The organism is Novosphingobium sp. (assembly GCF_024642085.1).
Lineage (GTDB): Bacteria > Pseudomonadota > Alphaproteobacteria > Sphingomonadales > Sphingomonadaceae > Novosphingobium.
Genome location: NZ_JAHEBV010000064.1, coordinates 68,083 through 88,989 on the forward strand (window position 1 = coordinate 68,083; position 20,907 = coordinate 88,989).

A 20,907-nucleotide genomic window follows, 5' to 3' on the forward strand; every position below is an offset into this window, starting at 1 on the left:
TGCGTGGCATGTAGGTAGCGACGCCCGCGAGCGCAAACTTCACAGCCATGTTCCCCACAAGTTGACGCGCCGCGCTCTTCGTCGCAAAGCCCTGCGACATGCAGTACCAGGGTCCGACATCGAACAGCTTCTTCTCGCAACGCCTCAGGCTGCATTACGTAGATTGGGGAAGCCCAGAAAAGCCGCCACTTATCCTGCAACATGGCGGGCGTGACCATTCGCGCAGCTGGGACTGGGTAGCGGAGGAACTGGCCAGGGACTGGCACGTCATTGCACCTGATTTGCGCGGCCACGGCGACAGCGCCTGGGCTCCTGATGGCAATTACGACATGAACGCCTTCGTCTATGATTTTGCCCAGCTGGTGCACACGCTTGGGCACGATCAGGTGACAATTATTTCACATTCGCTAGGCGGCAATGTGGCCTCGCGGTTTACGGGCCTATACCCGAACAAGGTCCGCAAGCTGGTCAACATCGAGGGGCTTGGTCCCTCACCCAAGGTTCGCGCCGAGCGTGAGGCCGAAGGATACGCCAATCGCTTTCGCAAATGGATCGACGCGCGGCGCGCTGCATCGGGCCGCATTCCCCGGCGCTATCCGACGATCGAGGCAGCCTACGCCCGGATGAAAGAGGAAAACAGCTTCCTCACCGATGAACAGGCACGCCATCTGACAATTCACGGCGCCAGTCGCAACGAAGACGGCACCTGGAGCTGGAAGTTCGACCCCTATCTCAACGTCTGGCCATTCGAAGATACCCCGGAGGAACGGACAAATGAATTGTGGGGCGCGATCAACTGCCCAATTCTCTTCTTGTATGGTGCGGACAGCTGGGCATCCAATCCGGAAATCGATGGACGGGCAATGCTGTTCCGGGATCATCGGGTGATCGAGTTCGAAAACGCCGGACACTGGCTGCATCACGACCAGTTCGACCGCTTCATGCGCGAAGTCCGCGCGTTCCTTTAGTCTTCGAGATATAGCTCGCGCAGCTGATCCCGTTGAGCAGGTCCAATTCCGAGAACGCGTTCGAGATAATCTTCTACCGAGCCTGACCTTAGAGAGATGGCGGCGAAGGCGGCATTCAGATAATCAGCTTCAACGCCCCACAGCGCGCGTACCGTTTCAGCATCAAAGGAGGAATATCGCGGCATGTCGCGGAATGCTCCGCTCGCTATTCGTTCGTCGAGGCGACTGGCGAAATTCGTCGCCAGGTAGTCTGCCATAACGTCGTCGCGGTGAACACCAAGCGCTTCTTGCAGCATTGCAACAGCAAAGCCGGTGCGGTCCTTGCCCGCGACACAGTGAACCAGGCTTGGTTCTGCGCTGCGCCCAAGGAGGGTAAAGTAGACCTTGAGCATCGGCACGAGATTTTCGCGGAAGGCGATACCGTCATAAAGCCGCAGCATCGCTGCTTTTGCTTCCGCCGCCGTAAATGCTCCGTCGGCGGCGTCAGTATGAAGCGCGAGGCCGGCGGTTTCCTCAGGGTGAAACCAGACCTCTGCATTGAAATTAGAGTGCCGCCGGCACGGACTGGCTTCGCGTTCCGACGGACCGCGCAAGTCAACAACGCGGGTAATACCCAAGGCATGGATTGCGTCGAGATCGCTGCCGCTCGCTTCACCATGCTGGGCTGATCGCCAAAGACGCCCAGTACGGATCCGACGGCCATCTGCTGCGGCGTAGCCGCCATAATCGCGAAAATTGTTAACGGCATCGAGCGGCAGAAGACGAGAATTGGTCATAGCGAATGCGATGGCAGCTTGCCCCGTGCCACGCAAGCGGATCGGCAGGAACCGTTCAATCAGAAAGTCGTTGACGTTCGCTGCGCATGTTTCGCCGTCAGTCAGGGAATTGGCTTGCACCGATTATTGTACGTATTACAAACGAAAATGATAAGCGCCTGGAATAAGTATCCACCTGAATGCGTTTACCGTTGATCACCAGCATAACAACCGGTGCGCTATCAGTTTGTCGGCGGCTTGATGCTCGCTTGAATGAACGCAGACGATGAACTGTAATGCGGCAATTTGCGCTGGCCAGGCCGAAATTGAGGCGTGCGCGAGAGAGAGGAAATGACGATGCCGTTTCGCAAGTTCCGTAAACCTCTGGAACGGCTGAGATTTTCACAGTGTCGTGCGGCGGACACCCGTTACCGCTCCGTCATAAGTCCGCTAAGGCAGGAGCCGAAGGCATGAAGACGCAGGTAGCGATTATCGGCGGAGGTCCGGCGGGCCTGATGCTTGGCCACTCGCTACGAGCTGAGAATATTGAGTGTGTCGTGCTGGAACGCGCCAGCGCCGGCTATGTCCTAGGGCGGATCCGGGCGGGCGTGCTAGAACAGAGGACAACTGACTTGCTGAGAGATCTGGGGCTTGACGAGCGGCTCAGGAAAGAAGGCATCCGTGAAGACGGCTTCAATCTTGCCGAAGGTAACCGAATGATACGGATCGATGTCGCAGACCTGACCGGCAAGCACACGACCGTCTACGGCCAGACCGAAATCACCCGGGACCTGATGACCGCCGCGCCCGAACGCGGGCTGGAGATTTTCTACGAGGTAAGTGACGTCGCACTGCACGACATCGACAGTGATGCGCCGTTTGTGACCTTCCACAAGAACGGAACACAGCACCGGGTGGATTGCCGCTTCATTGCCGGATGCGACGGATTTCACGGAGCCGCGCGCCGCGCGATGCCGCTGCCTCCGGATCAGGTTTTTGAACGGCGCTATCCTTTCGGCTGGCTGGGAATATTGGCCGATGTGCCTCCGTGCCACGACGAGATCGTCTATGCCAATCATTCGCGCGGTTTTGCCCTGGCTTCCAAGCGATCTCACACCCGCAGCCGATACTACATCGACATACCGCTCAACCAAAAAATCGAAGACTGGGGCGACGAGCGTTTTTGGGATGAACTTTGCCTGCGGCTTGGACGGGATCTGGCCGCCTCAATCACCCGCGGGCCTGCGATCGAAAAGAGCATTGCCCCGTTACGCTCATTCGTATGTACGGCGATGCGCGCAGGCAGCCTGTTCCTGGCCGGGGATGCGGCACACATAGTTCCCCCGACCGGGGCCAAGGGCCTCAATCTGGCAGCGTCAGACGTGATCTACCTGGCCCGCGGTCTGACCAGCTATTTCCGCTATGGAGAAATCGACCAACTGGCTGCCTATCCTGAGACAGCTTTGAAACGTGTGTGGAAGGCGTCGCGCTTCAGTGCTTCCCTTACTCGTCTTATGCATCATTTTCCCGGAGACACTGCGTTTGATCGGCAAATGCAGCGTGCCGAACTGGATTATATCGCCGGCAGCGCCGCTGCACAAACAGCCATCGCCGAAAACTATGTAGGATTGCCTTTATGACTTACCCGTTTGCGTCCAATCCAGCGTTAGACGGTTTGCCGATCGTGCTGGGCGGAAACGTGTTTGGCTGGACCGCAGACCGGGCGGAAAGCTTTCGTATCCTAGATGCCTTTGTAGATGGCGGGGGCTGCATGATCGATACCGCCGATGTCTATTCGGCGTGGATTACGGGACACCGCGGCGGTGAATCCGAAAGCGTTATCGGTGCTTGGTTGAAAACAACGGGCAAGCGCGGCAGGGTCAGGATTGCCACAAAGGTCGGCATGCTGCCCGGGACCGGCGGCAAGGGGCTGGCACCTGCCCGTATAGCAGCTGCCTGTGAGGAATCGCTGACGCGGCTCGGGATTGATCAGATCGATCTGTACTATGCCCATCAGGATGATCCACAAACCGATCAATCGGAGGTTGCCGAGGCTTTTTCCATTCTGATTTCTGCGGGCAAGATAGCCAATCTGGGCGCATCCAACTTCACCGCCGAGCGTCTGGAAAGCGCCCTCGCCGTCGGCACGCCCTATTCAGTGCTCCAACCTGAGTACAATCTTGTCTCGCGTGGCCTCATCGCCGAACGCCTGAAGGAGCGGCGCGGTCCGCAAATTGCCTATGAGGGCGGATTGCAGGATTTGTGCGTCGACCGAGGCATTGCGGTGCTACCCTATTTCGGACTCGCTTCGGGGTTTCTGACGGGCAAATACCGTAGTGCAAAGGATCTTACCGGTAACCGCAGTTACCGTGTCACCGATTATTTCTGCGAACCCGCGCTGGCAGTGCTTGAGGCAATGGACGTGGTGGCCCGCGAAACCGGCGCCAATCTGACTCAGATTGCACTCGCTTGGCTGCGCGTTCAGCCCGGAATTGCGGCACCGATCGCCAGCGTTTCGAACATCGCCCAGCTTGAAGATTTATTTGCTTCTGTCCGGCTGAATCTGACTGCCGCCCAGCTGTCGACCCTTTCAAATGCAGGGCTGACTTGAGTCTGACGCGATCCAATCAATTGTCCGTAAAATCGATGCTTCCGCGCCGTTCGGCAAAACGCCAGCCTTCAGACGTCAGTTCGAATCTGTCGTTATACGAACCGACCAGGGGCCGCCCCTCGGCGCTGGTGAAAAGCAGGATCTGGCTGACGGCACTAGCCTGAGTGCTGCATTGTATCGACACCTTGATATTCGCACAGATATGCCGCGAGGCCCGCGGCGGACGGGCTTGAAATGCGGCCAGTATGGCTTGGCGCCCCTCAACGAACACATCTGGCGAGCTAGGCCGGCTCATCCGCCCGGAAGGCAGATAAAGCGCAGCAAGATCGTCCCACCGCGCTGCGTCGTTTAAGGCCGCATAATCGAGGATTAGCCGCTCGCATTCGCGCTCGGCGATCAGGCGGTCAAGCGGTTCCATCAGCAGTCCTTCGTCGCTCTACCCCGTCAGGCGGCCTGGTTGCGCCAGCTTTTGGCATAAACTGTGCGGGCTACTTCGGAATAAGGCACAGCGGCAACCGTTGCCTTGATCGTGACCTGGCGGTGCGGTTCGACAGTTGGCTTTGACGTGCCGCCATCAGGCTCACCCCAGATGAAGTCGACCTCGGTTCCAAGTTCGGCATAAGGTTCATCAAGGATTGCCAAGGTCAGCATCCTGCCCTCGTTGGCGCTATAAGCAATCCACGTTGAGACGCCGACCAGCTTGCCGTCTTTTTCAACGCGGTCGAAGGGGTGCATCGAATAGACCGCGCTAGGAAACTCCATATATTTTGCGCGCAGCCCCTCCTTTTCGAACTGCGAGTAAATTGCGTCGGTGACCGATGCGCTATCCAGCGCGAGCGTTACCTTCTTGCGCTTGGGCTGGTTTGCCATCGTCTCAAGCGCAGCACGACCGATGAAATCGTGATCGAACTTGACGAAAGCACCGTAACCCAGATCCCACGGGCTCAGATAATAGCCTTCGACACTGTCTGGCACATAGCTGCCACCAATTGAGCAATTGGCCTCGTAATGCTTGGTGGTCAGCCATTCACGGTAGGGCTGCATTTCTGCTCCTGTATAAATGGCAGGCAGCGGAGAAGGAATCCATCCGGATTCGATCGTATTAGATGAATAAGTCCGCCCGCCAACCAGCGCCATGCCATGCGCCTTCCCAGCTGCTACTAAAGCGGCATGGACCGCGTCACGGTCCTCCCATGGGCCCATCAGTTCGAACCCCGGCTGACCGGCCATGCCGTGGCGCAGCGCCAGCACAGTCTTTCCGCCGATGATCATGTTGCACATGTGAAAGAACTTTAGGTCCGGTGCCGGTTCACCTGTCGCGTCCTCGATCACCTTGGCTGCATTGGGCCCCTGGACCTGATAGCGATAATGACGGCGGTTTTCAGGATCTGGACGCGCAGCAGTGCGCTCATCGTATGTCACCGTCACATCAAAGTCGCCGGTTTCGGCGTGGAACATCAGCCAGTTAAGTGTGGGTGCCCGGCCGACCAAATTGAAGGTATTTTCGGCCAGGTAGAACAGGATTACATCGCCGATGACATAACCATCGTTGCTGACCGGCACGTATTGCTTGGCTCGGTTGGGGACAAATCCCTTGAAGCTGTTGATCCCCAGATGGTTCAAAAACGAAAAGGCATCCGGTCCTTCAACCATCAATTCGGCCATGTGGTAAGACTGGTTAAACAGCACGCACGTCTGAGCCCAAGCTCGCTGCTCGTTGCGCCAATTCGAAAACTCGGCGGGTACGCCTGGGTAGACATTCGGGCCAACCTGCTGATTGCGCAGAAGATCGACGATGTCACCGGCATCATGCAGATGCGATTCGAGCGACTTTGACATGTAGCATTCTCCCGGATTTATCGCTTTGTCTGGCTTCCGTGCTGACGGATCGGCTATTACCTGTATGTTTGACAAACGATCTGGTCAATCAGTAATGTAAGTGTTACTTACAATATCGTGAGCCCGTAATGGGTCGCAGAAGGAGAGCAGATGCCAATCGCTACGACCCATGTCGGAAGTCTGCCGCGCGGACCAGAACTGGTACCGTTGCTGCTGGCGCGCGATCACGGTGAAGCTTTTGACGCCGGCCAATTCGACCTGGTGGTGCAAGAAGCGGTAACCAATGCCGTCGACCGCCAGATCGAAGCCGGCGTCACCTTCGTCAGCGATGGCGAACTCGGCAAAATAGGTTATTCGACCTACATGACCGAGCGGCTGTCCGGTTTTGGCGGCGACGTGCCGCGCAAGCCCGCTGCTGATCTGGCTCCGCTCCCTGAATTTCGCAAGAAACTGGCTGCGGTAATGGGTGATCAGGAGTTTGTTCGCGCCGCCTGCATCGGCCCGGTCAGGCTGGTCAATCTGGACCCGTGCCGTGAAGACATTGCCCGCTTTACCAAGGCGACCGCCGGCAAAGCCGCACGTGGCTTCATGAACGCCGCATCGCCTGGCCTTATTACCGCTTTTCAGCCCAACCAGTATTACCCAAGTCACGAGGCCTATCTTGCCGATCTGGTTGACGCCATGCGGCCTGAGTACGAAGCGATTGCCGCAGCGGGTTTTATGCTGCAGCTCGACTGTCCCGATCTCGCTATGTCGCGGCACACCGGCTATCAAGATGTAAGCGAGGCCGAATTTCTCAAAATCGCCCAAGCCAATGTCGAGGCTCTAAATGCCGCGACTTCCACTATCCCGGCAGATCGAATGCGGATGCACATCTGTTGGGGCAATTACGAAGGTCCGCACGATCATGACATTCCTCTGGAACGAGTGATCGACATCATCCTGAGTGCGCGCCCCTCCACAATACTGTTCGAAGCGGCCAATCCGCGACACGAGCATGAATGGAAAGTCTGGCGGGATGCAAAGGTCCCAGACGAAAAAGTTCTTGCTCCTGGACTGATCGATACCTGTTCCAACTATGTCGAGCATCCAGAGCTGATCGCCCAGCGCATCGAACGGTTTGCTGCCATTGTCGGCAAGGAGCGCATCGTCGCGAGCACTGACTGCGGCTTCGGCACCTTCGCCGGTTATGGCAAGATCGATCCAGCAGTAACTTGGAAAAAGCTGCGCTCACTGCGTGCAGGAGCCGACATTGCCGACGCGAGAACCTGAAACGAATTGAGCCGAACCGCAGTAGCGGCGGCAAACGGGAGGACGAGCGATGAAGACGTTTGAGTTTGGACAAGCCGAAGGCCAGATCATGCAGATGGCCTATGTCGTCGAAGACCTGGAAGCGTCAATTGAATGGTGGAGCAAGGAAGCGCGTACCGGCCCTTGGTTCGTGATCGATCATTTCCTGGCACCTGATCAGAACTACCGCGGAAAACCTTCCACGGCCGATGTGCGGATTGCCATGTCCTTTGCCGGGCACATGAATATCGAATTGATCCAGCCGCTCGACAGCAAGCCTTCGGTCTACAAGGAACTTATCGATACGCGCGGTTATGGCTTTCATCACGTCGGCATCGCCTTTGTAGATATGGCAGCGGCAATCGCCGAATATGAAAGTCGCGGCTACACGCTGGCCTATGACGCGGCGGTGCCCACCGGCGGATCTGTAGCGTACATGGACGATGGCAGGAACGAACCTGGCTTCGTTGAGCTTCTTCCAGTGACTGACGGTATGGAGTCCACCTTCACCCGCATGTGGCGCCAATGCAACGGATGGGACGGGATTGACCCGATCCGTCCGTTCGCTTGATTTTGCTTGCACGCCGCATAAAATAATGTTTGTGTCACATACGAATTGAGTCGAAACTCCGGCGTTTGCAGATCGCGATGTTTCAGGCCTTCGGGCCGAAGCTTCACAAAATTGCAAACTCGGTAACGATGGCAGGCCAGGTGACAAATCACAGGCTTGTCTGCGGCATCGATCCATTCGGACGAGGATCGCGTTGCCGGTGCGACGCCAAGGGAGAGGTATCATGAAACTTACCAAATTTGCCGCCGGGACTGCGTTGGCTACGATGGTAGTCGTTAGCCAGCCTGCATTCGCGCAATCGACCGACGAAAATAATGGCGGGATCGCCGAGATCGTCGTGACCGCGCAAAAGCGTGCCGAAAACGTGCAGGATGTGCCGATTGCCATTTCCGCGTTCACCGCCGACGCGCTGCAGGAACGTTCGATTGGCGATGTATCCGGCCTGTCGGCGATTACGCCCAACGTGACGCTTGACGCCTCGACACCGTTTTCAGGTTCCAGCGCAGTGCTGGGCGCGTCAATCCGCGGGATCGGCTCAGCCGACTTCGCCTTCAACATCGATCCTGCCGTTGGCGTCTACCTCGACGGGGTTTATCTGGGCCGCTCGATCGGTGCCAACCAGGACCTGCTCGATGTTGAGCGGATTGAAGTACTAAAAGGTCCTCAGGGAACACTGTTCGGGCGCAACACCATTGGCGGCGCGATTTCGATCGTCACCGCGACCCCGGGAGACGAGTTTCACGTCAAGGGTGACGTAACGACCGGGCGCTACAACCGCTTGCAAGCCCGCGGCCTGGTTGAAGTGCCGCTTTCCAAGGGGCTGAGCGCTTCGGTGGCCTTCGGGATCATGAAGCGCGACGGCTTCCAGAAGCGCGTGTCCTACCCTGGCGACCCCGGCGCCAACATCTCGTGGACGCGTTTCCCGGCCTCTGGTTACAGCGCTTCGGATCGTCAGGGCGGCGACAATGCCTGGAACCTTCGCGGCAAGCTGCACTGGAATGACGGCGGCGCATTTCGCGCAACGCTGACCGGGGACTACACGAATATCGATCAGGATTCGACCGCCAACACAGTCCTGGCGGTCACCCCGATCCCCGGGCCGTTCGGCGGGCTAAATCCCAACGACCTCGGTCCTGGACAAGGCTTCCCGATCCAGACTGCGCTCGATGTGGTAACAGGCAGTTCGGGCTTCCTTTTTGCCGGACTTTACAACTTTTGCATCAACGCCACTCCTGCACAGATCGCGGCGCGCAATGCCGGGAATTTATGCGGCCCGCGGTCAAGCATCAGCGGTTTCAACACCCTGCCAGGTCTGGGCAGCGTCAACGTTGACGCCGATCCCAACAATAACCTGCTGCCTTATGACAGCCGCTGGGTGAACACCGACAAGGATGTCAGTTATGCCGACGGCAACAACTTCTCCAAATTGAAGCAAGGCGGTGTTGCGCTTACTCTGGAATACGATGTCAGTCCCGATGTAACTGTGAAGTCGATCAGTGCATTCCGTAAGGTTGACTTCAAGGCTGGTGTCGATCTCGACAACTCGCCGCTTCCGATCCTGCAGACCAGCTTCATCGTCAAGCAGGATCAGTGGAGTCAGGAACTTCAGATCGCCGGTTCAGCCATGGACAATAAGCTGCACTTCGCAGTTGGCGGCTATGTGTTCAAGGAAAAGGGTGACTTGCGCGATTTCGTGACCTTCTCGGCCGGGCTGCTTCAGGTTGACGGGCCGGGCAAAGTGGATACCACTGCTTACGCAGGCTTCGGCCAGATTGATTATCGCTTCAGCGATGTTATCGGCATCACACTGGGCGGTCGGTACACAAAGGAAGACAAGAAATACAACGGCTTCCAATCTGACATCAATGGCTTCAACTACAAGCTGTTCAATTGCACACCGCCGGCTTCTCAACCGCTTGGGCCAACGGGTCCTACCTGTCAGGCCCTGGTCGGCTTCCCAGTCGCGGGTGAACCTTTCCGCTACTATCCGCTGCAGCCCGACAGCCAGAGCTTTAACAACTTTTCGTTCAAAGCCGGGGTGGATATCCACCCCTCCCAGGACGTGATGCTCTATGGCTCATTCAGCCAGGGCTACAAGACCGGCGGCTGGACTACCCGCCTTTCGAACCCGCTGCCCGTGGCGCCAACCTTTGGCGAAGAGAAGGCGGACTCGTTTGAAGTCGGCGTCAAGTCGACCTTGCTCGACCGTCATCTGCAACTTAATCTTGCTGGATTCTCGACCAAGTACAAGGGCATCCAGCTCAACCAGCAGATCGGCATTTCGCCAACCGTCGCCAACCTTGGTGACGCGCGGATCAACGGAATGGAGCTTGAGGCAGTAATCGCACCGACCCAGGGCTTCACGATCAACGGCTCGATCGGTTACGTGGATGCGCATTACACATTCATCTGCGGTGAAGCGGGCGCAACACGGCCTTCTTGCAACAGCAACTCGGCGTTTGTTGCGCCCAACCCATTCCAGTTGGGGGTAAAAGCCGGCGATGATTTGCCTAAGGCACCGTCCTGGAAGATCAACGTATCACCGCGGCTGGAGCTGCCGGTAGGTGATGGTAAAGTTGTGCTGCTTGCCGACTGGACCCACACCACGTCGATGCGCAATGATACTGAAGGCACGATCCTGCTCATCCGGCCAGCCACGGACATCGTCAATGCCAGCATCAGCTACCAGGCGCCCGAAAAGCGCTGGAACCTGACTCTTGGCGGCACCAACCTGACCAACAAGCGATACCTGGTCACCGGTCAGGCACAGATCGCCGGCGGTCAGATCTATGGCACTTACAACCGCCCGGTCGAATGGTACGCCCGGCTAGGCTTTGAGTTCTGAGTAAATGGAACGCGCGCGGCCGGTGCCGCGCGCGTTCCCCTTTTTGCGGTCTCCCGCTTGCTGCCGCCTGATCACAGGGATTGAACGATGAACACTCCAACGCAGCGCAGCAGCGGCGGATATCAGACTTGGATTGTGCTGCTCCTCAGCCTCAATTTCGGCATCTTATTTTTCGATCGCAACGCGCTCAATTTTCTGATGCCGTTCGTGCAGCCGGATCTCAAGTTCTCTAATACACAGGTCGGAATACTTTCTTCGGCACTGTCGCTGACCTGGGCTTTGTCTGGCTTCGCCGTTGGACGCGTTTCCGACAAACTGGGATCACGCAAACCGATCATCGTAATTGCTACTATCGCCTTCTGTATTTGCTCGTTCGTATCTGGCCTGGCCCACAGCTTCATTATGCTGCTTGGCGCGCGGCTGCTGATGGGCGCGGCGGAAGGGGGCGTCATGCCGGTCAGCCATTCGCTGATCGTTGCCGAAGTCGCACCAGAGCGGCGCGGCCTTGCCATGGGCGTTGCGCAGAACCTGGGCTCCAACCTCCTCGGTTCGGCGCTGGCTCCGCTGCTGCTGGTGCCACTCGCGATTGCCTTTGGCTGGCGCTATGGTTTTTACTTGGCGGCGGTACCGGGGCTGGTGACCGCAGCGCTGATCTGGTTCACTCTGCGCGAACCGCCTACGGCGGACAACGCCGAGGCTGCCCCTACCGTTTCGCTGGGTGAAGCCTTTGCCAACCGAAACGTCCTGCTCTGTGCAGCGATCGCGGTCCTGCTGGTGTCCTATCTGGTCGTCTGCTGGACCTTCATGCCCTTGTTCCTGACGAAAGTCCGCGGATTTTCACCCGATACTATGAGCTGGCTGATGGCCACGCTGGGTATTTCCGCCGGGATTGGCAGCTTCGTGGTCCCCGCAATTTCCGATGCGATAGGACGCAAGCCGGTGTTTGTGATTGCCAGCTTGCTGGGCCTGATCCTGCCGCTGGGGGCAATCTATTTCAGCGGGCCGATGGCAGTGCTCGCCGGAATCTTCTTCCTTGGCTGGGCGTTGAATGGCATCTTCCCTTTGTTCATGGCGACCGTGCCGGCAGAATCGGTCGATCCCCGGCTTACGGCCACGCTTACCGGCATCGTTATGGGTACAGGTGAGGTTCTGGGCGGCGTACTCAGCCCCTTTGCCGCTGGCGCTGCTGCTGACATCTATGGCCTGTCAGCGCCGCTGTGGCTGATGTGCGGGCTGACCATGCTCGCGGTATTGTGTTCGCTGGGTCTCAAAGAGACCGCCCCGCGCGTGGTTGCGCGACGCTCAAACTGAATAAAATCGCATTGCCAATCAGGAGAAGACTAATGTCGACAATGACTGCCCCTCCCAGCAACAAGGCTGAAATCGTCAACGTACCGTTCGAATTCAAGGATCTGGTCGCGCGGCACAGCCCCGGAGGACGCTATATCGAAGCGGAAACAGATGCCGACAGCCCCTGGGTTCCCTTTGGTGATAACGCTGCGATCAAGCATCTGGCGTTTGACGTCCGGACTGGCATTTTTTCGAACATCCTGTGGGTCAAGGGACCGGGCGCCATCGGGACGCATCTGCACCGCGGGACGATCATGATGGTCTGCCTTGAAGGCTCTGTGCGCTATCTCGAATACGATTGGGTAGCATCGCCAGGCGGCTTGATCTTGGAAGTTCCGGGCGAAAGTCACACCTTGGTTACCGATCACCCCAACGGTGTTCGTCTGTTTGGGTGGATGCAGGGCCCGATCGAGTTTTACGACGAAAACGCCCAGTTCGTCATGACCGCCGACGTGTGGTGGTTCATGAACCACTATGAGACCTACTGCCGAGAAAACAACATTCCGATCAACCAGAAGCTATACCTCTAAGCTTCGCGGAGGCCGCCCATGTACCTCAACAACGCCTGGTATGTCGCCGCCTGGTCCAACGAGCTTGGCCAGGAATTGATGACCCGCACAATCCTGGAAAAGCCCGTTCTGCTTTACCGCAAGGAAAACGGTGATCCGGTGGCAATGGGCAACCTCTGCCCGCATCGTTTCGCACCGCTCCACATGGGTAAGCGGGTCGGCGATACGGTACAATGCGGTTATCATGGCATGGTGTTTGGCGAGAGCGGGAAGTGCGTGCTCAATCCCCACCACGGCGGGGTGGTTTCGCCGGCAATGAAGGTCCATTCCTATCCGGTCGTGGAACAGAACGGCCTGATCTGGTTGTGGACAGGTGAGGCGGAGGCCGCCGATGCGGCGCTGATCCCAGATTTCAGCTGCTACAGCGCGGCAGGCTTTGAAACCATCGGCGGGGTGATGGACGTTGCCGCCAATTACGAACTGATCACCGACAATCTGCTGGACTTAACCCACGCCGATTTCCTCCACGAAGGCACCCTGTCGAGCGAGGCCATCACGGTCAGCAAGCTTGAAACAATCGAGGCAGGATCTACCGTTTGGGCCAATCGCTGGTGTCCGGATGGCATTGCTCCGCCGGTCTGGGGCCAGTTGATGCAAAGCCAGATGGGCGCGGACCTTTCGACGAAAGTTGATCACTGGCTGTACATGCGCTGGGACGCCCCGGCACATTTGCTTCTGGATGTAGGGATCACTCCGCTGGGTCAGCCGCGAGAGGAAGGTGTTTGGGTCTATACGGGGCACCACCTGACCCCAGTCAGTCCAACGCGTACCCTTTATTTTTGGTCGATTGTGCGCAACCATGGTGTCGGCGATCCCGATGTCGAGGCGTTTTGGAAGGGCTCTATCGAGTTTGCCTTTAATGGGCAGGACAAACCAATGATCGAAGCCCAACAAGCGGTTATCGGCAGCACCCACATCGATGATTTAAGACCGGTTGCTATTCCTGCCGATGTCGCCGGCGGCCGGGCACGGCGCGCGCTCGCCCGGCAGATCGCCAACGAAGCAAAGGGGCTGAAGCCAGAATCGGGGGCGTCCCCGCTGGATGAATTGCTGAAGAAAAGCGCGGGAAGCTTTGCCCCTGTACTGCCAGTCGTATGACGCCGACGCTGGCCCAGTTTGACATTGCCGGCCGTTCTGCGCTGGTGACCGGTGCCGCGTCCGGCATCGGCCTCGCCTATGCAGAGACAATGGCCGAGGCGGGCGCCAAGGTTACGCTCGCCGATATCGACAACGATGGAGCTGAGCGCGAGGCGGAGCGGCTGCGCGGACTGGGAGGGCAGGCCCGCGCAGCCCACGTCGATGTAAGCGATCTGGCCCAGGTCGCTGCGGCTTTTGATGGTCACGTAGAAGCCTATGGCGGACTGGACATTGCATTTGCCAATGCCGGATATGACGCCGGCAACGGCTTTTGGAACCCAGCCGGCGGACGCAACCCCGATGGCCAGATAGACGTTTATGATCCCGCCGCTTGGGAGCGTTCGATCGCAGTCAACCTGACCGGCATTTTCCACACCATTCGCGAGGCAGTGCGGTGCATGAAGGCCGCGGGGACCAGAGGCAGCATCATCGCCACGGCCTCTAACGCCGGGATAATCAACGAACCGATCGTGGGCGTCCCCTACATGCCGGCCAAAGCAGGTGTATTGCACCTGATGCGTCATTCCGCGCTGGAACTGGCTGAGTTCGGCATCCGCGTAAACGCCATTGCCCCCGGTCCATTCATTACCAACATCGGTGATGGCTGGGTCAAGAAAAACCCTGCGGCAAAGCTGGCCTTCGACAAGACCATCCCGCTGGGTGCCATGGCCGAAACCGAACAGATCAAGCCATTGGCGCTGTTCCTGGCCTCAGACGCATCAAGTTTCGTAACCGGCGCGCATGTGGTGATCGATGGCGGCGTGGTGCTGGGCCAATTTCAGTAACGCTATCTGCCAGCAGTCAGACGAGGTTGAGTCCGTGCCAGTAATCACCATTGATCCCGGGCAATTCACCAACGCTCTCGCAGCGTTTCAGGACATTCTTGGCCCCGGCGCGGTCATTGAAGACTCCGCCCAACTGGCTGATCTTGGCGATCCCTTCGCCCCGCCGCAGGGCGACTGGTACAAGCCCGGCGCGGTACTGCTGCCCGCCAGCGTCGAGCAGGTCCAGGCCGTGCTCCGCATAGCCAACGAAAAAAAGGTTCCGGTTTGGACCAACGGCCAGGGCCGCAACAACGGCTACGGCGGCGCGGCGCCGCGTGTTTCGGGCTCGTTTGTACTTAGTCTCAAGCGAATGAACCGCGTGCTCGAAGTGAACGAGCAGTCGGCCTATGCCTTGGTTGAGCCGGGAGTGCGGTTCTTCGACCTCTATGACCATCTGCGTGAAACAGGATCGAAATTGTGGATGTCGGTGCCCGATCTAGGATGGGGCAGCGTAATCGGAAACACTCTGGACCACGGCGTCGGATACACCCCGATGGGCGATCATATGAACAGCCAGTGCGGGATGGAAGTGGTGCTGGCAAACGGCGATGTACTGCGCACCGGCCTTGGCGGGCTGACCGGCGCAAAAGGCTGGCACGTTTACAAGCATGGCTGCGGTCCGGCGATCGACGGACTGTTCAGCCAGTCCAACTACGGCGTTGTCACCAAGATGGGGGTGCAGCTGATGCCGGCGCCCGAATGCTATATGCCCGGTTGGCTGCAGCTGAAAAACGACAGCGATCTGGAAGTAATGCTGGAACGACTGCGTCCGCTGATGCTGAACGGCACGATCCCCAATCAGCCGATGATCATCAATTCTGCCTGCGCGATGTCGGCCTTTACTCAGCGTGATGCCTGGTACACCGGCGAAGGTCCACTGCCCCAGTCAGTAATCGACGAAATCTGCCGGCAGCCGATGCTGGGCGCGTGGGTGATGCGATTTGCGTTGTACGGCGATGAACAGATCGTTGAGCGTCAGCGCGAAATCGTCAGTCAGGCCCTCGGTACAATCGACGGCGCCACACTGACGTTCTCGAAGTACGACGGGCACAACCTGCCCGAACTGGATAATCCGCATGAGCGGGTTCAGGCCGGAATCCCCAGTCTGGCGCTGGACCAGATGACGCGGTGGTACGGCGGCGAGAAAGGCGGGCACATCGGCTTTTCCAGCGCGATGCCGATCACCGCGGCCGATGGTGCGGCGATCCGCGATCTTGTGCGCGGCGAAGTCAATGCCGCTGGGCTGGACTATAGCGGCGTGTTCATCGTTGGCAAACGCAGCATGATCCATGTCTGCCTGGTGGTGTTCGATACCGAGAACGCAGCGCAAACAGAGACGGCCTACGCTGTGAGCAAATCAATGGTGAAGTCCGCCGCCAAGCAAGGCTACGGCGAATACCGTTCGCACCTCGATTTTATGGATCTGGTCGCCGACCAGTACGATTTCAACAATCACGCGCAACGTCGTTTTCACGAGGTGCTAAAGGACGCGCTTGATCCAAACGGAATTCTCTCACCTGGCAAGCAAGGCATCTGGCCCAGGGTCATGCGCAGCTGATGCGCGCAGCCGTCGTCCAAGGGCTGCACCAGCCGCTCATCGTGGAGACGGTTGCCGATCCTGTTCCGGGTGCGGGTGAGATAGTAGTCAAAGTCGGACGTTGCGGGATCTGCGGATCCGACCTGCACATGACAGAGGATCCAGCCTACGGCGTCCGCGCTGGCGATGTCCTGGGTCACGAATTTGCCGGGGAGATTGTGGCCCTCGGTCAGGACACCGAAGGTGTCGGTATGGGTGATCTGGTGTCGGTCATCCCCTTGGCTGGTTGTGGGAACTGCGAAAGTTGCAGCAAGGGTGAGCCTGCCTGGTGCAGCGGTTTTGCTCTGCAAGGCGGTGGTTATGCCGAATACGCGATCACGCGGCCCAGCCAGTGCGTCGTTCTGCCGCGATCGGCCAGCCTTGCAGATGGCGCCTTGGTGGAACCCCTCGCCGTGGCGCTTCACGGGGTTCACATGTCCGGATTAAAGCAGGGTAACAACGTCCTGATCCTGGGTGCTGGTCCGATCGGTATGGCCGTGGCGTTCTGGGCGAAGCGGAAGGGCGCCGCACAGGTTACGGTCCAGGACGTTGCCGATTTTCAAAGAGATCGTGCCTTAGCCCTTGGTGCAGATCACTTCATTACCTGCCCCGAAGATCCCATCGGCAGCGCCGAGCGAGCAGCGGGCGGCAAGGCCGACATCGTGTTTGAATGTGTCGGCATTCCCGGCCTGATCGCACAGGCAGTCGAACAGGTCAGGGCCCGCGGCACGATCCTTCTGCTCGGCCTATGTACCAAGCCCGATACATTCATCAGCTTTGCAATGCTGTCCAAGGAAGTGCGCTTGATCACCTCGGCCTTCTTCACCCGCAGCGAATTCGAAATGGCGCTCGACGCACTAAGCGCAGGGGCATCAGAACCGCGTAGCCTGATAACTTCAACGATCGATCTGGACTCGACCCCATCGGTCTTCGAAGCCCTGCGCCGGCGCACTGATCAGTGCAAGGTAATGATCGCGCCATAACCAGCTTGGGTTTGTCCTCAACATCCGTGTTGCGGTTAATGCCGGGGTGCGTTCAGGCACCCCGGCAAAAGACTGAATCCAAATTTCGCCAAAAAAGGCGGTAAGGCATGCCTTAGAACTTGTACCCGGCAGTCGCACCGAAAGTGCGCGGCGGAAGATAGGTCACCCCAATAATTCGGCCTGTCGCAAGCGCGAAAGTACTGGACGGGCGGAACACGTCCGTCAGGTTCTTGCCCCAGATCTGGAAGCTGACCCGACGGTCGTCGGTCTGGTATTTGATCGATGCGTCCAAGGTGGTGTAGGCATTTGCACTTTCGATATCGCGCTTGAATTCTGAAAAGTAGGTCTTGCCCTTGTACGATACGTCCACTGCAGGCGTGATAGATCCGGACGAGCCGGTCAACATTATCTCATAGTCGCCATGCAGGTTCCATGAAAAACGCGGGCTGTTGCGGGTGGGGTTACCGGCCAACTGGATATTGCCTCCGCCCGGAGCGCCGAACGCAGTAGGAACGGGATTTGTCGTGGCATTGTAGGGCGTGCCGCCCGCGACGTTGACGGGATTAAGGGGATCCAGCGTCAAATAGTCGACATAATGCGAATCCGTGTAGGATAACGCACCGCTCAGGCGAAGATGATCGACGGGGCGAAGGCTGACGTCGAGCTCCACGCCACTGGCTTTGGTTTTGGCTGCGTTCTGGAAAATGGTCGTGAATCCGCTCGGACCGCCAGCGATCGTCTTGTTTAATTGCAACCCGGTTAAGGTGTAGGTGTAGCCGGCTAGATTGACTGTCATCCAGGTGGCCGGACTGGCCTTAATGCCAATCTCGTGATTCTTGATCTTTTCCGGATCGACAATCGTCCTGCTCCCGGCGGCATTTTCAGGAGATCCAGCCTTGAAGCCTTCTGAATAGGTGTAATAAATCAGAAAATTACGGTTAGGCGCATATTCGATCCCGGCCGTTGGCGTGAAATCCTTGAACGTGCGTTCCACATGCGTGCCAGCCGCGGTTGATTGGATCACAGGGCCAAGGCCGCCACGTGCGATGATGATCGACGGGTTTTCGGAATCGACCTTTTCGCTCGACCATCTCCCGCCCAGCTTGATTTTGAACCCTTCAAGTCCCTCGGACATCGCTCCCAGATTGATTTCGGTCTGCCCGAAAATGGCGAACGTTTCGTCACCCAGATTGGACTTGATGCACACCCGCTTTGGCGCGATTACGGCCGACCCACCGGTTACATCGTTGGGACCATAGCCGCACAGTTCATAGGCTGTGGCCAGATTTACCCCAGCTGTGTTCAGCACTCCGATATTCTGTGCCTGGCCGTTGCGGTTAGAAAGGCCGACATTGTCGATCGGACGTTGGCGTTCGTTAAAATAGTACAGGCCAATAACGGCATTCATCAGGTCAGAATCGTAGTTGATCTGAAATTCGTTGCTGAACTGCTTGGCGTCGATGCGGCGTTCCTGAACTGTGGTAGACTGGCCATTGGTAGCAAGGCTTTCGACCACTGCGGACAGGTCAAGATCCTGAAATAGCGAGGTCTTGAAGCTGCGGTAGTTGGCGATGTTGGTGATCGAAACCGTATCGGAAAGCTCGGTCTTGAACGTACCGGTAAAGGCATAGGTTTCGGTTTTGGTACCAGGTGACGATTCTGTCGCCAAATCGCGCGGTTGAGTCGCGTAGCCGCCAACACCAAGCGGAGCGAGCCGGGCTACGCCAGGGAATGACGCGCGCAGATAATGGATCGCCCCCGATGCATCGTCCTGTCGAAAATATTCACCCGACAGCAACAGCGAGGTCGCCGAACCGATTTCGAACTTGAGCTGACCGCGCAGCATCCGGCGATTGAGGTCGTCGACATCGCGCCCTGAAACCGGGTTGGTCCCGAAACCGTCCCGGTCCTCGCTCTTGGCGGCAATGCGAAAGCTTATACCGGGGGTTATTGGTCCGGCGATGGCCAGTTCGGAGACCAGCGCATTGTAATTGCCATATGTCAGCCGGGCATAGCCCTCGAAGCTGTCACTGGGTTTGCCGGTAATCACATTGATCGAGCCGCCAACGGCATTACGGCCGTAAAGCGTTCCTTGCGGTCCGCGCAGGACCTCGACCCGGTCAACGTCGAATAACGAGGTCAGCTGCGCCTCTGCCCGCGCAACATACGCGCCGTCGACATGAAAGGCGACGCCGGTCGAGCTGCCGGTGGTTGAAGTGTTGGCACCGACACCGCGGATGAAGATCTTTGCCTGGTTGAAATCACTGCCGAAATTGACCGAAGGAACAAGGGTCTGCAGATCCTGGATATTGTTGACCTGCGCATCCTTGAGAGTTTCGCTGCCAAGCGCGGAAATCGCTATGCTGACGTCCTGCAAAGACTGTGCACGCTTTTGTGCTGTAACGATGATTTCATCGGCAGTTGCGTCATCAGCCTGGCTGTCGGCTGCCGGCGGCTGCGTCTGGGCATAGGCACTGGTAGTCGATAACAGCGCTGCAATTGCCAACAAACCCGTTCTCATGCACTCTCTCCAGGAATTATTTTGTATGCGTCACTTACAATAGTCTGGCGGTGTGTCAAAGGCAATAGTCGCGGCCGCGATAAGGCGCGGACTGCTGTCGCCGTAGCGGCACCGTCTGCACGCGGGAAACTGATGCTGCTTAGAAAGGTCTGAAAATGCGCGAAATCCGATTGAGTCCTTCAGGCGCATTCGACAACTCTGCGCGCCATCATCGTTTCATCGATGTCAGACCAATCGCGGCGGCAATGGGCGCAGAAGCATCCGGCGTAAATCTGGCCGATCTTTCAGACGGTGCCTTCGGCGAAATCAGGCAAGCCCTGTGCCGTCATAAAATGCTGTTTATACGGTCACAACATTTGACCCATGCCGAGCACGAACGATTTGCCGCTCGCTTTGGTGATTTCGCGCCGGATGCCTACACACAAGGGGTTGCTGGTCACCGAAATGTGCAGCCGGTCATCAAGGAAGCCGATCACCGGTCCAAAGCCATGTTCGGCAGCGGCTGGCATACCGACTCGCCCTTTTTGCCTTCGCCACCGTCAATCACGATCCTGCGCAGCGTTGAAGTTCCCCCCTATGGCGGCGACACCGTCTGGGCCGATTGCGCCTTGGCGATGCGCATGTTGAGCCCCGCAATGCAAAACATGCTGCGCCCACTTAAAGTGTTGATGTCGGCGCGCAGCAACGCGTTCACGCAGGAAAAAATAGCCGGAAAACCGCTCGCCTTTGCTGATACCGAGAGCCGCGATGCGGCTTTTACAGGAACGGCACATCCGTTGGTCCGGGTCCATCCCGAAACGGGCGAAGAAGCGCTTTATATTGACGAGGTTTATGCATCGGGCATCGATGGCATGACCGAAGCAGAAAGCAGGCCTTTGCTCGACTTCCTTGTGCGGCACATTACTCAACATGGATTTACATGCCGGTTACGCTGGGAAGCAGGTATGGTCGTCATGTGGGATAACCGGTCATGTCTGCATATTGCCGCCAATGATTTCGACGGCTTTCGTCGGGAAATGTACCGGACAACGTTGGCTTGAGGCACCGGGCGACCGGCGCTTGACCAGC

At 57.9% G+C, this 20,907-nt stretch carries 17 protein-coding genes; 13 read left to right on the forward strand and 4 right to left on the reverse strand.

The genetic code is table 11. The features are described 5' to 3' along the window. The first annotated feature begins 98 nt into the window (after nucleotides 1-98). Nucleotides 99-968 (forward strand): alpha/beta hydrolase, encoded by an 870-nt coding sequence (locus Q0L62_RS13805; protein ID WP_296681016.1) that lies wholly within the window; start codon nucleotides 99-101, stop codon nucleotides 966-968. Here the strand turns inward: Q0L62_RS13805 and Q0L62_RS13810 are convergent. Then, nucleotides 965-1,864 carry a tyrosine-protein phosphatase gene (locus Q0L62_RS13810; protein WP_296681018.1) on the reverse strand — a complete coding sequence of 300 codons (900 nt, stop codon included), beginning with the start codon at nucleotides 1,862-1,864 and terminating at the stop codon, nucleotides 965-967. The genes Q0L62_RS13805 and Q0L62_RS13810 overlap by 4 nt on opposite strands. Before the next feature lie 329 nt (nucleotides 1,865-2,193). Between Q0L62_RS13810 and pobA the strand changes: the two genes are divergently transcribed. Beyond that, nucleotides 2,194-3,363 carry a 4-hydroxybenzoate 3-monooxygenase gene (gene pobA / locus Q0L62_RS13815; protein WP_296681020.1) on the forward strand — a complete coding sequence of 390 codons (1,170 nt, stop codon included), beginning with the start codon at nucleotides 2,194-2,196 and terminating at the stop codon, nucleotides 3,361-3,363. Continuing rightward, the gene (locus Q0L62_RS13820; RefSeq protein WP_296681023.1) at nucleotides 3,360-4,334 is read left to right on the forward strand and encodes an aldo/keto reductase; all 975 of its coding nucleotides are present in this window, start codon (nucleotides 3,360-3,362) and stop codon (nucleotides 4,332-4,334) included. The genes pobA and Q0L62_RS13820 overlap by 4 nt, the downstream gene beginning before the upstream one ends. A 16-nt stretch (nucleotides 4,335-4,350) precedes the next feature. Here Q0L62_RS13820 and Q0L62_RS13825 read toward each other — a convergent pair whose 3' ends face one another. Both Q0L62_RS13825 and Q0L62_RS13830 read right to left on the reverse strand, forming a co-directional pair. Next, nucleotides 4,351-4,752 (reverse strand): nuclear transport factor 2 family protein, encoded by a 402-nt coding sequence (locus Q0L62_RS13825; RefSeq protein ID WP_296681026.1) that lies wholly within the window; start codon nucleotides 4,750-4,752, stop codon nucleotides 4,351-4,353. A 26-nt stretch (nucleotides 4,753-4,778) separates the two neighbouring features. After that, nucleotides 4,779-6,173, reverse strand: a complete 1,395-nt coding sequence (locus Q0L62_RS13830; protein WP_296681029.1) for an aminomethyl transferase family protein — start codon at nucleotides 6,171-6,173, stop codon at nucleotides 4,779-4,781. A 150-nt stretch (nucleotides 6,174-6,323) separates the two neighbouring features. Here Q0L62_RS13830 and Q0L62_RS13835 point away from each other — a divergent pair, with 150 nt between their 5' ends. From Q0L62_RS13835 to Q0L62_RS13875, 9 genes are all read left to right on the forward strand, one after another. Then, nucleotides 6,324-7,445 carry a cobalamin-independent methionine synthase II family protein gene (locus Q0L62_RS13835; RefSeq protein ID WP_296681031.1) on the forward strand — a complete coding sequence of 374 codons (1,122 nt, stop codon included), beginning with the start codon at nucleotides 6,324-6,326 and terminating at the stop codon, nucleotides 7,443-7,445. Between the two features lie 49 nt (nucleotides 7,446-7,494). Beyond that, nucleotides 7,495-8,034, forward strand: coding sequence for a VOC family protein (locus tag Q0L62_RS13840; protein WP_296681034.1), 540 nt, complete (start codon nucleotides 7,495-7,497; stop codon nucleotides 8,032-8,034). A gap of 223 nt (nucleotides 8,035-8,257) precedes the next feature. Beyond that, a complete protein-coding gene (locus Q0L62_RS13845) occupies nucleotides 8,258-10,879 on the forward strand; it encodes a TonB-dependent receptor (protein ID WP_296681037.1) in 2,622 nt (873 codons plus the stop codon). Nucleotides 10,880-10,966: 87 nt separating this feature from the next. Then, nucleotides 10,967-12,190, forward strand: a complete 1,224-nt coding sequence (locus tag Q0L62_RS13850; RefSeq protein ID WP_296681040.1) for an MFS transporter — start codon at nucleotides 10,967-10,969, stop codon at nucleotides 12,188-12,190. Nucleotides 12,191-12,222: 32 nt separating this feature from the next. Then, complete coding sequence (locus Q0L62_RS13855; protein ID WP_296681043.1) at nucleotides 12,223-12,759, forward strand: 2,4'-dihydroxyacetophenone dioxygenase family protein; 537 nt, start codon at nucleotides 12,223-12,225, stop codon at nucleotides 12,757-12,759. 18 nt (nucleotides 12,760-12,777) lie between these two features. Then, nucleotides 12,778-13,896 (forward strand): aromatic ring-hydroxylating dioxygenase subunit alpha, encoded by a 1,119-nt coding sequence (locus tag Q0L62_RS13860; RefSeq protein WP_296681047.1) that lies wholly within the window; start codon nucleotides 12,778-12,780, stop codon nucleotides 13,894-13,896. Then, complete coding sequence (locus tag Q0L62_RS13865; protein WP_296681050.1) at nucleotides 13,893-14,720, forward strand: SDR family NAD(P)-dependent oxidoreductase; 828 nt, start codon at nucleotides 13,893-13,895, stop codon at nucleotides 14,718-14,720. Before Q0L62_RS13860 ends, Q0L62_RS13865 begins: the two co-directional genes overlap by 4 nt. A gap of 34 nt (nucleotides 14,721-14,754) precedes the next feature. Beyond that, entirely contained in the window at nucleotides 14,755-16,317 is a 1,563-nt protein-coding gene (locus Q0L62_RS13870) for an FAD-binding oxidoreductase (RefSeq protein WP_296681053.1), read from the forward strand. Further along, complete coding sequence (locus Q0L62_RS13875; RefSeq protein WP_296681056.1) at nucleotides 16,317-17,318, forward strand: alcohol dehydrogenase catalytic domain-containing protein; 1,002 nt, start codon at nucleotides 16,317-16,319, stop codon at nucleotides 17,316-17,318. Before Q0L62_RS13870 ends, Q0L62_RS13875 begins: the two co-directional genes overlap by 1 nt. A 112-nt stretch (nucleotides 17,319-17,430) precedes the next feature. Here the strand turns inward: Q0L62_RS13875 and Q0L62_RS13880 are convergent, their stop codons facing one another. Then, the gene (locus Q0L62_RS13880) at nucleotides 17,431-19,839 is read right to left on the reverse strand and encodes a TonB-dependent receptor (RefSeq protein WP_296681059.1); all 2,409 of its coding nucleotides are present in this window, start codon (nucleotides 19,837-19,839) and stop codon (nucleotides 17,431-17,433) included. 155 nt (nucleotides 19,840-19,994) lie between these two features. Here Q0L62_RS13880 and Q0L62_RS13885 point away from each other — a divergent pair, with 155 nt between their 5' ends. Further along, nucleotides 19,995-20,879, forward strand: a complete 885-nt coding sequence (locus Q0L62_RS13885) for a TauD/TfdA family dioxygenase (RefSeq protein WP_296681063.1) — start codon at nucleotides 19,995-19,997, stop codon at nucleotides 20,877-20,879. Nucleotides 20,880-20,907: the final 28 nt, after the last annotated feature.

What these genes read in the sequence shown, in the direction of transcription:
- Q0L62_RS13805 (WP_296681016.1), top strand. Translation starts at nt 99, where the DNA reads ATGCAGTACCAGGGTCCGACATCGAACAGCTTCTTCTCGCAACGCCTC.
- Q0L62_RS13840 (WP_296681034.1), top strand. Translation starts at nt 7,495, where the DNA reads ATGAAGACGTTTGAGTTTGGACAAGCCGAAGGCCAGATCATGCAGATG.
- Q0L62_RS13875 (WP_296681056.1), top strand. Translation starts at nt 16,317, where the DNA reads ATGCGCGCAGCCGTCGTCCAAGGGCTGCACCAGCCGCTCATCGTGGAG.
- Q0L62_RS13825 (WP_296681026.1), bottom strand. Translation starts at nt 4,752, where the DNA reads ATGGAACCGCTTGACCGCCTGATCGCCGAGCGCGAATGCGAGCGGCTA.
- Q0L62_RS13860 (WP_296681047.1), top strand. Translation starts at nt 12,778, where the DNA reads ATGTACCTCAACAACGCCTGGTATGTCGCCGCCTGGTCCAACGAGCTT.
- Q0L62_RS13820 (WP_296681023.1), top strand. Translation starts at nt 3,360, where the DNA reads ATGACTTACCCGTTTGCGTCCAATCCAGCGTTAGACGGTTTGCCGATC.
- pobA (WP_296681020.1), top strand. Translation starts at nt 2,194, where the DNA reads ATGAAGACGCAGGTAGCGATTATCGGCGGAGGTCCGGCGGGCCTGATG.
- Q0L62_RS13835 (WP_296681031.1), top strand. Translation starts at nt 6,324, where the DNA reads ATGCCAATCGCTACGACCCATGTCGGAAGTCTGCCGCGCGGACCAGAA.
- Q0L62_RS13830 (WP_296681029.1), bottom strand. Translation starts at nt 6,173, where the DNA reads ATGTCAAAGTCGCTCGAATCGCATCTGCATGATGCCGGTGACATCGTC.
- Q0L62_RS13880 (WP_296681059.1), bottom strand. Translation starts at nt 19,839, where the DNA reads ATGAGAACGGGTTTGTTGGCAATTGCAGCGCTGTTATCGACTACCAGT.
- Q0L62_RS13845 (WP_296681037.1), top strand. Translation starts at nt 8,258, where the DNA reads ATGAAACTTACCAAATTTGCCGCCGGGACTGCGTTGGCTACGATGGTA.
- Q0L62_RS13850 (WP_296681040.1), top strand. Translation starts at nt 10,967, where the DNA reads ATGAACACTCCAACGCAGCGCAGCAGCGGCGGATATCAGACTTGGATT.
- Q0L62_RS13855 (WP_296681043.1), top strand. Translation starts at nt 12,223, where the DNA reads ATGTCGACAATGACTGCCCCTCCCAGCAACAAGGCTGAAATCGTCAAC.
- Q0L62_RS13885 (WP_296681063.1), top strand. Translation starts at nt 19,995, where the DNA reads ATGCGCGAAATCCGATTGAGTCCTTCAGGCGCATTCGACAACTCTGCG.
- Q0L62_RS13865 (WP_296681050.1), top strand. Translation starts at nt 13,893, where the DNA reads ATGACGCCGACGCTGGCCCAGTTTGACATTGCCGGCCGTTCTGCGCTG.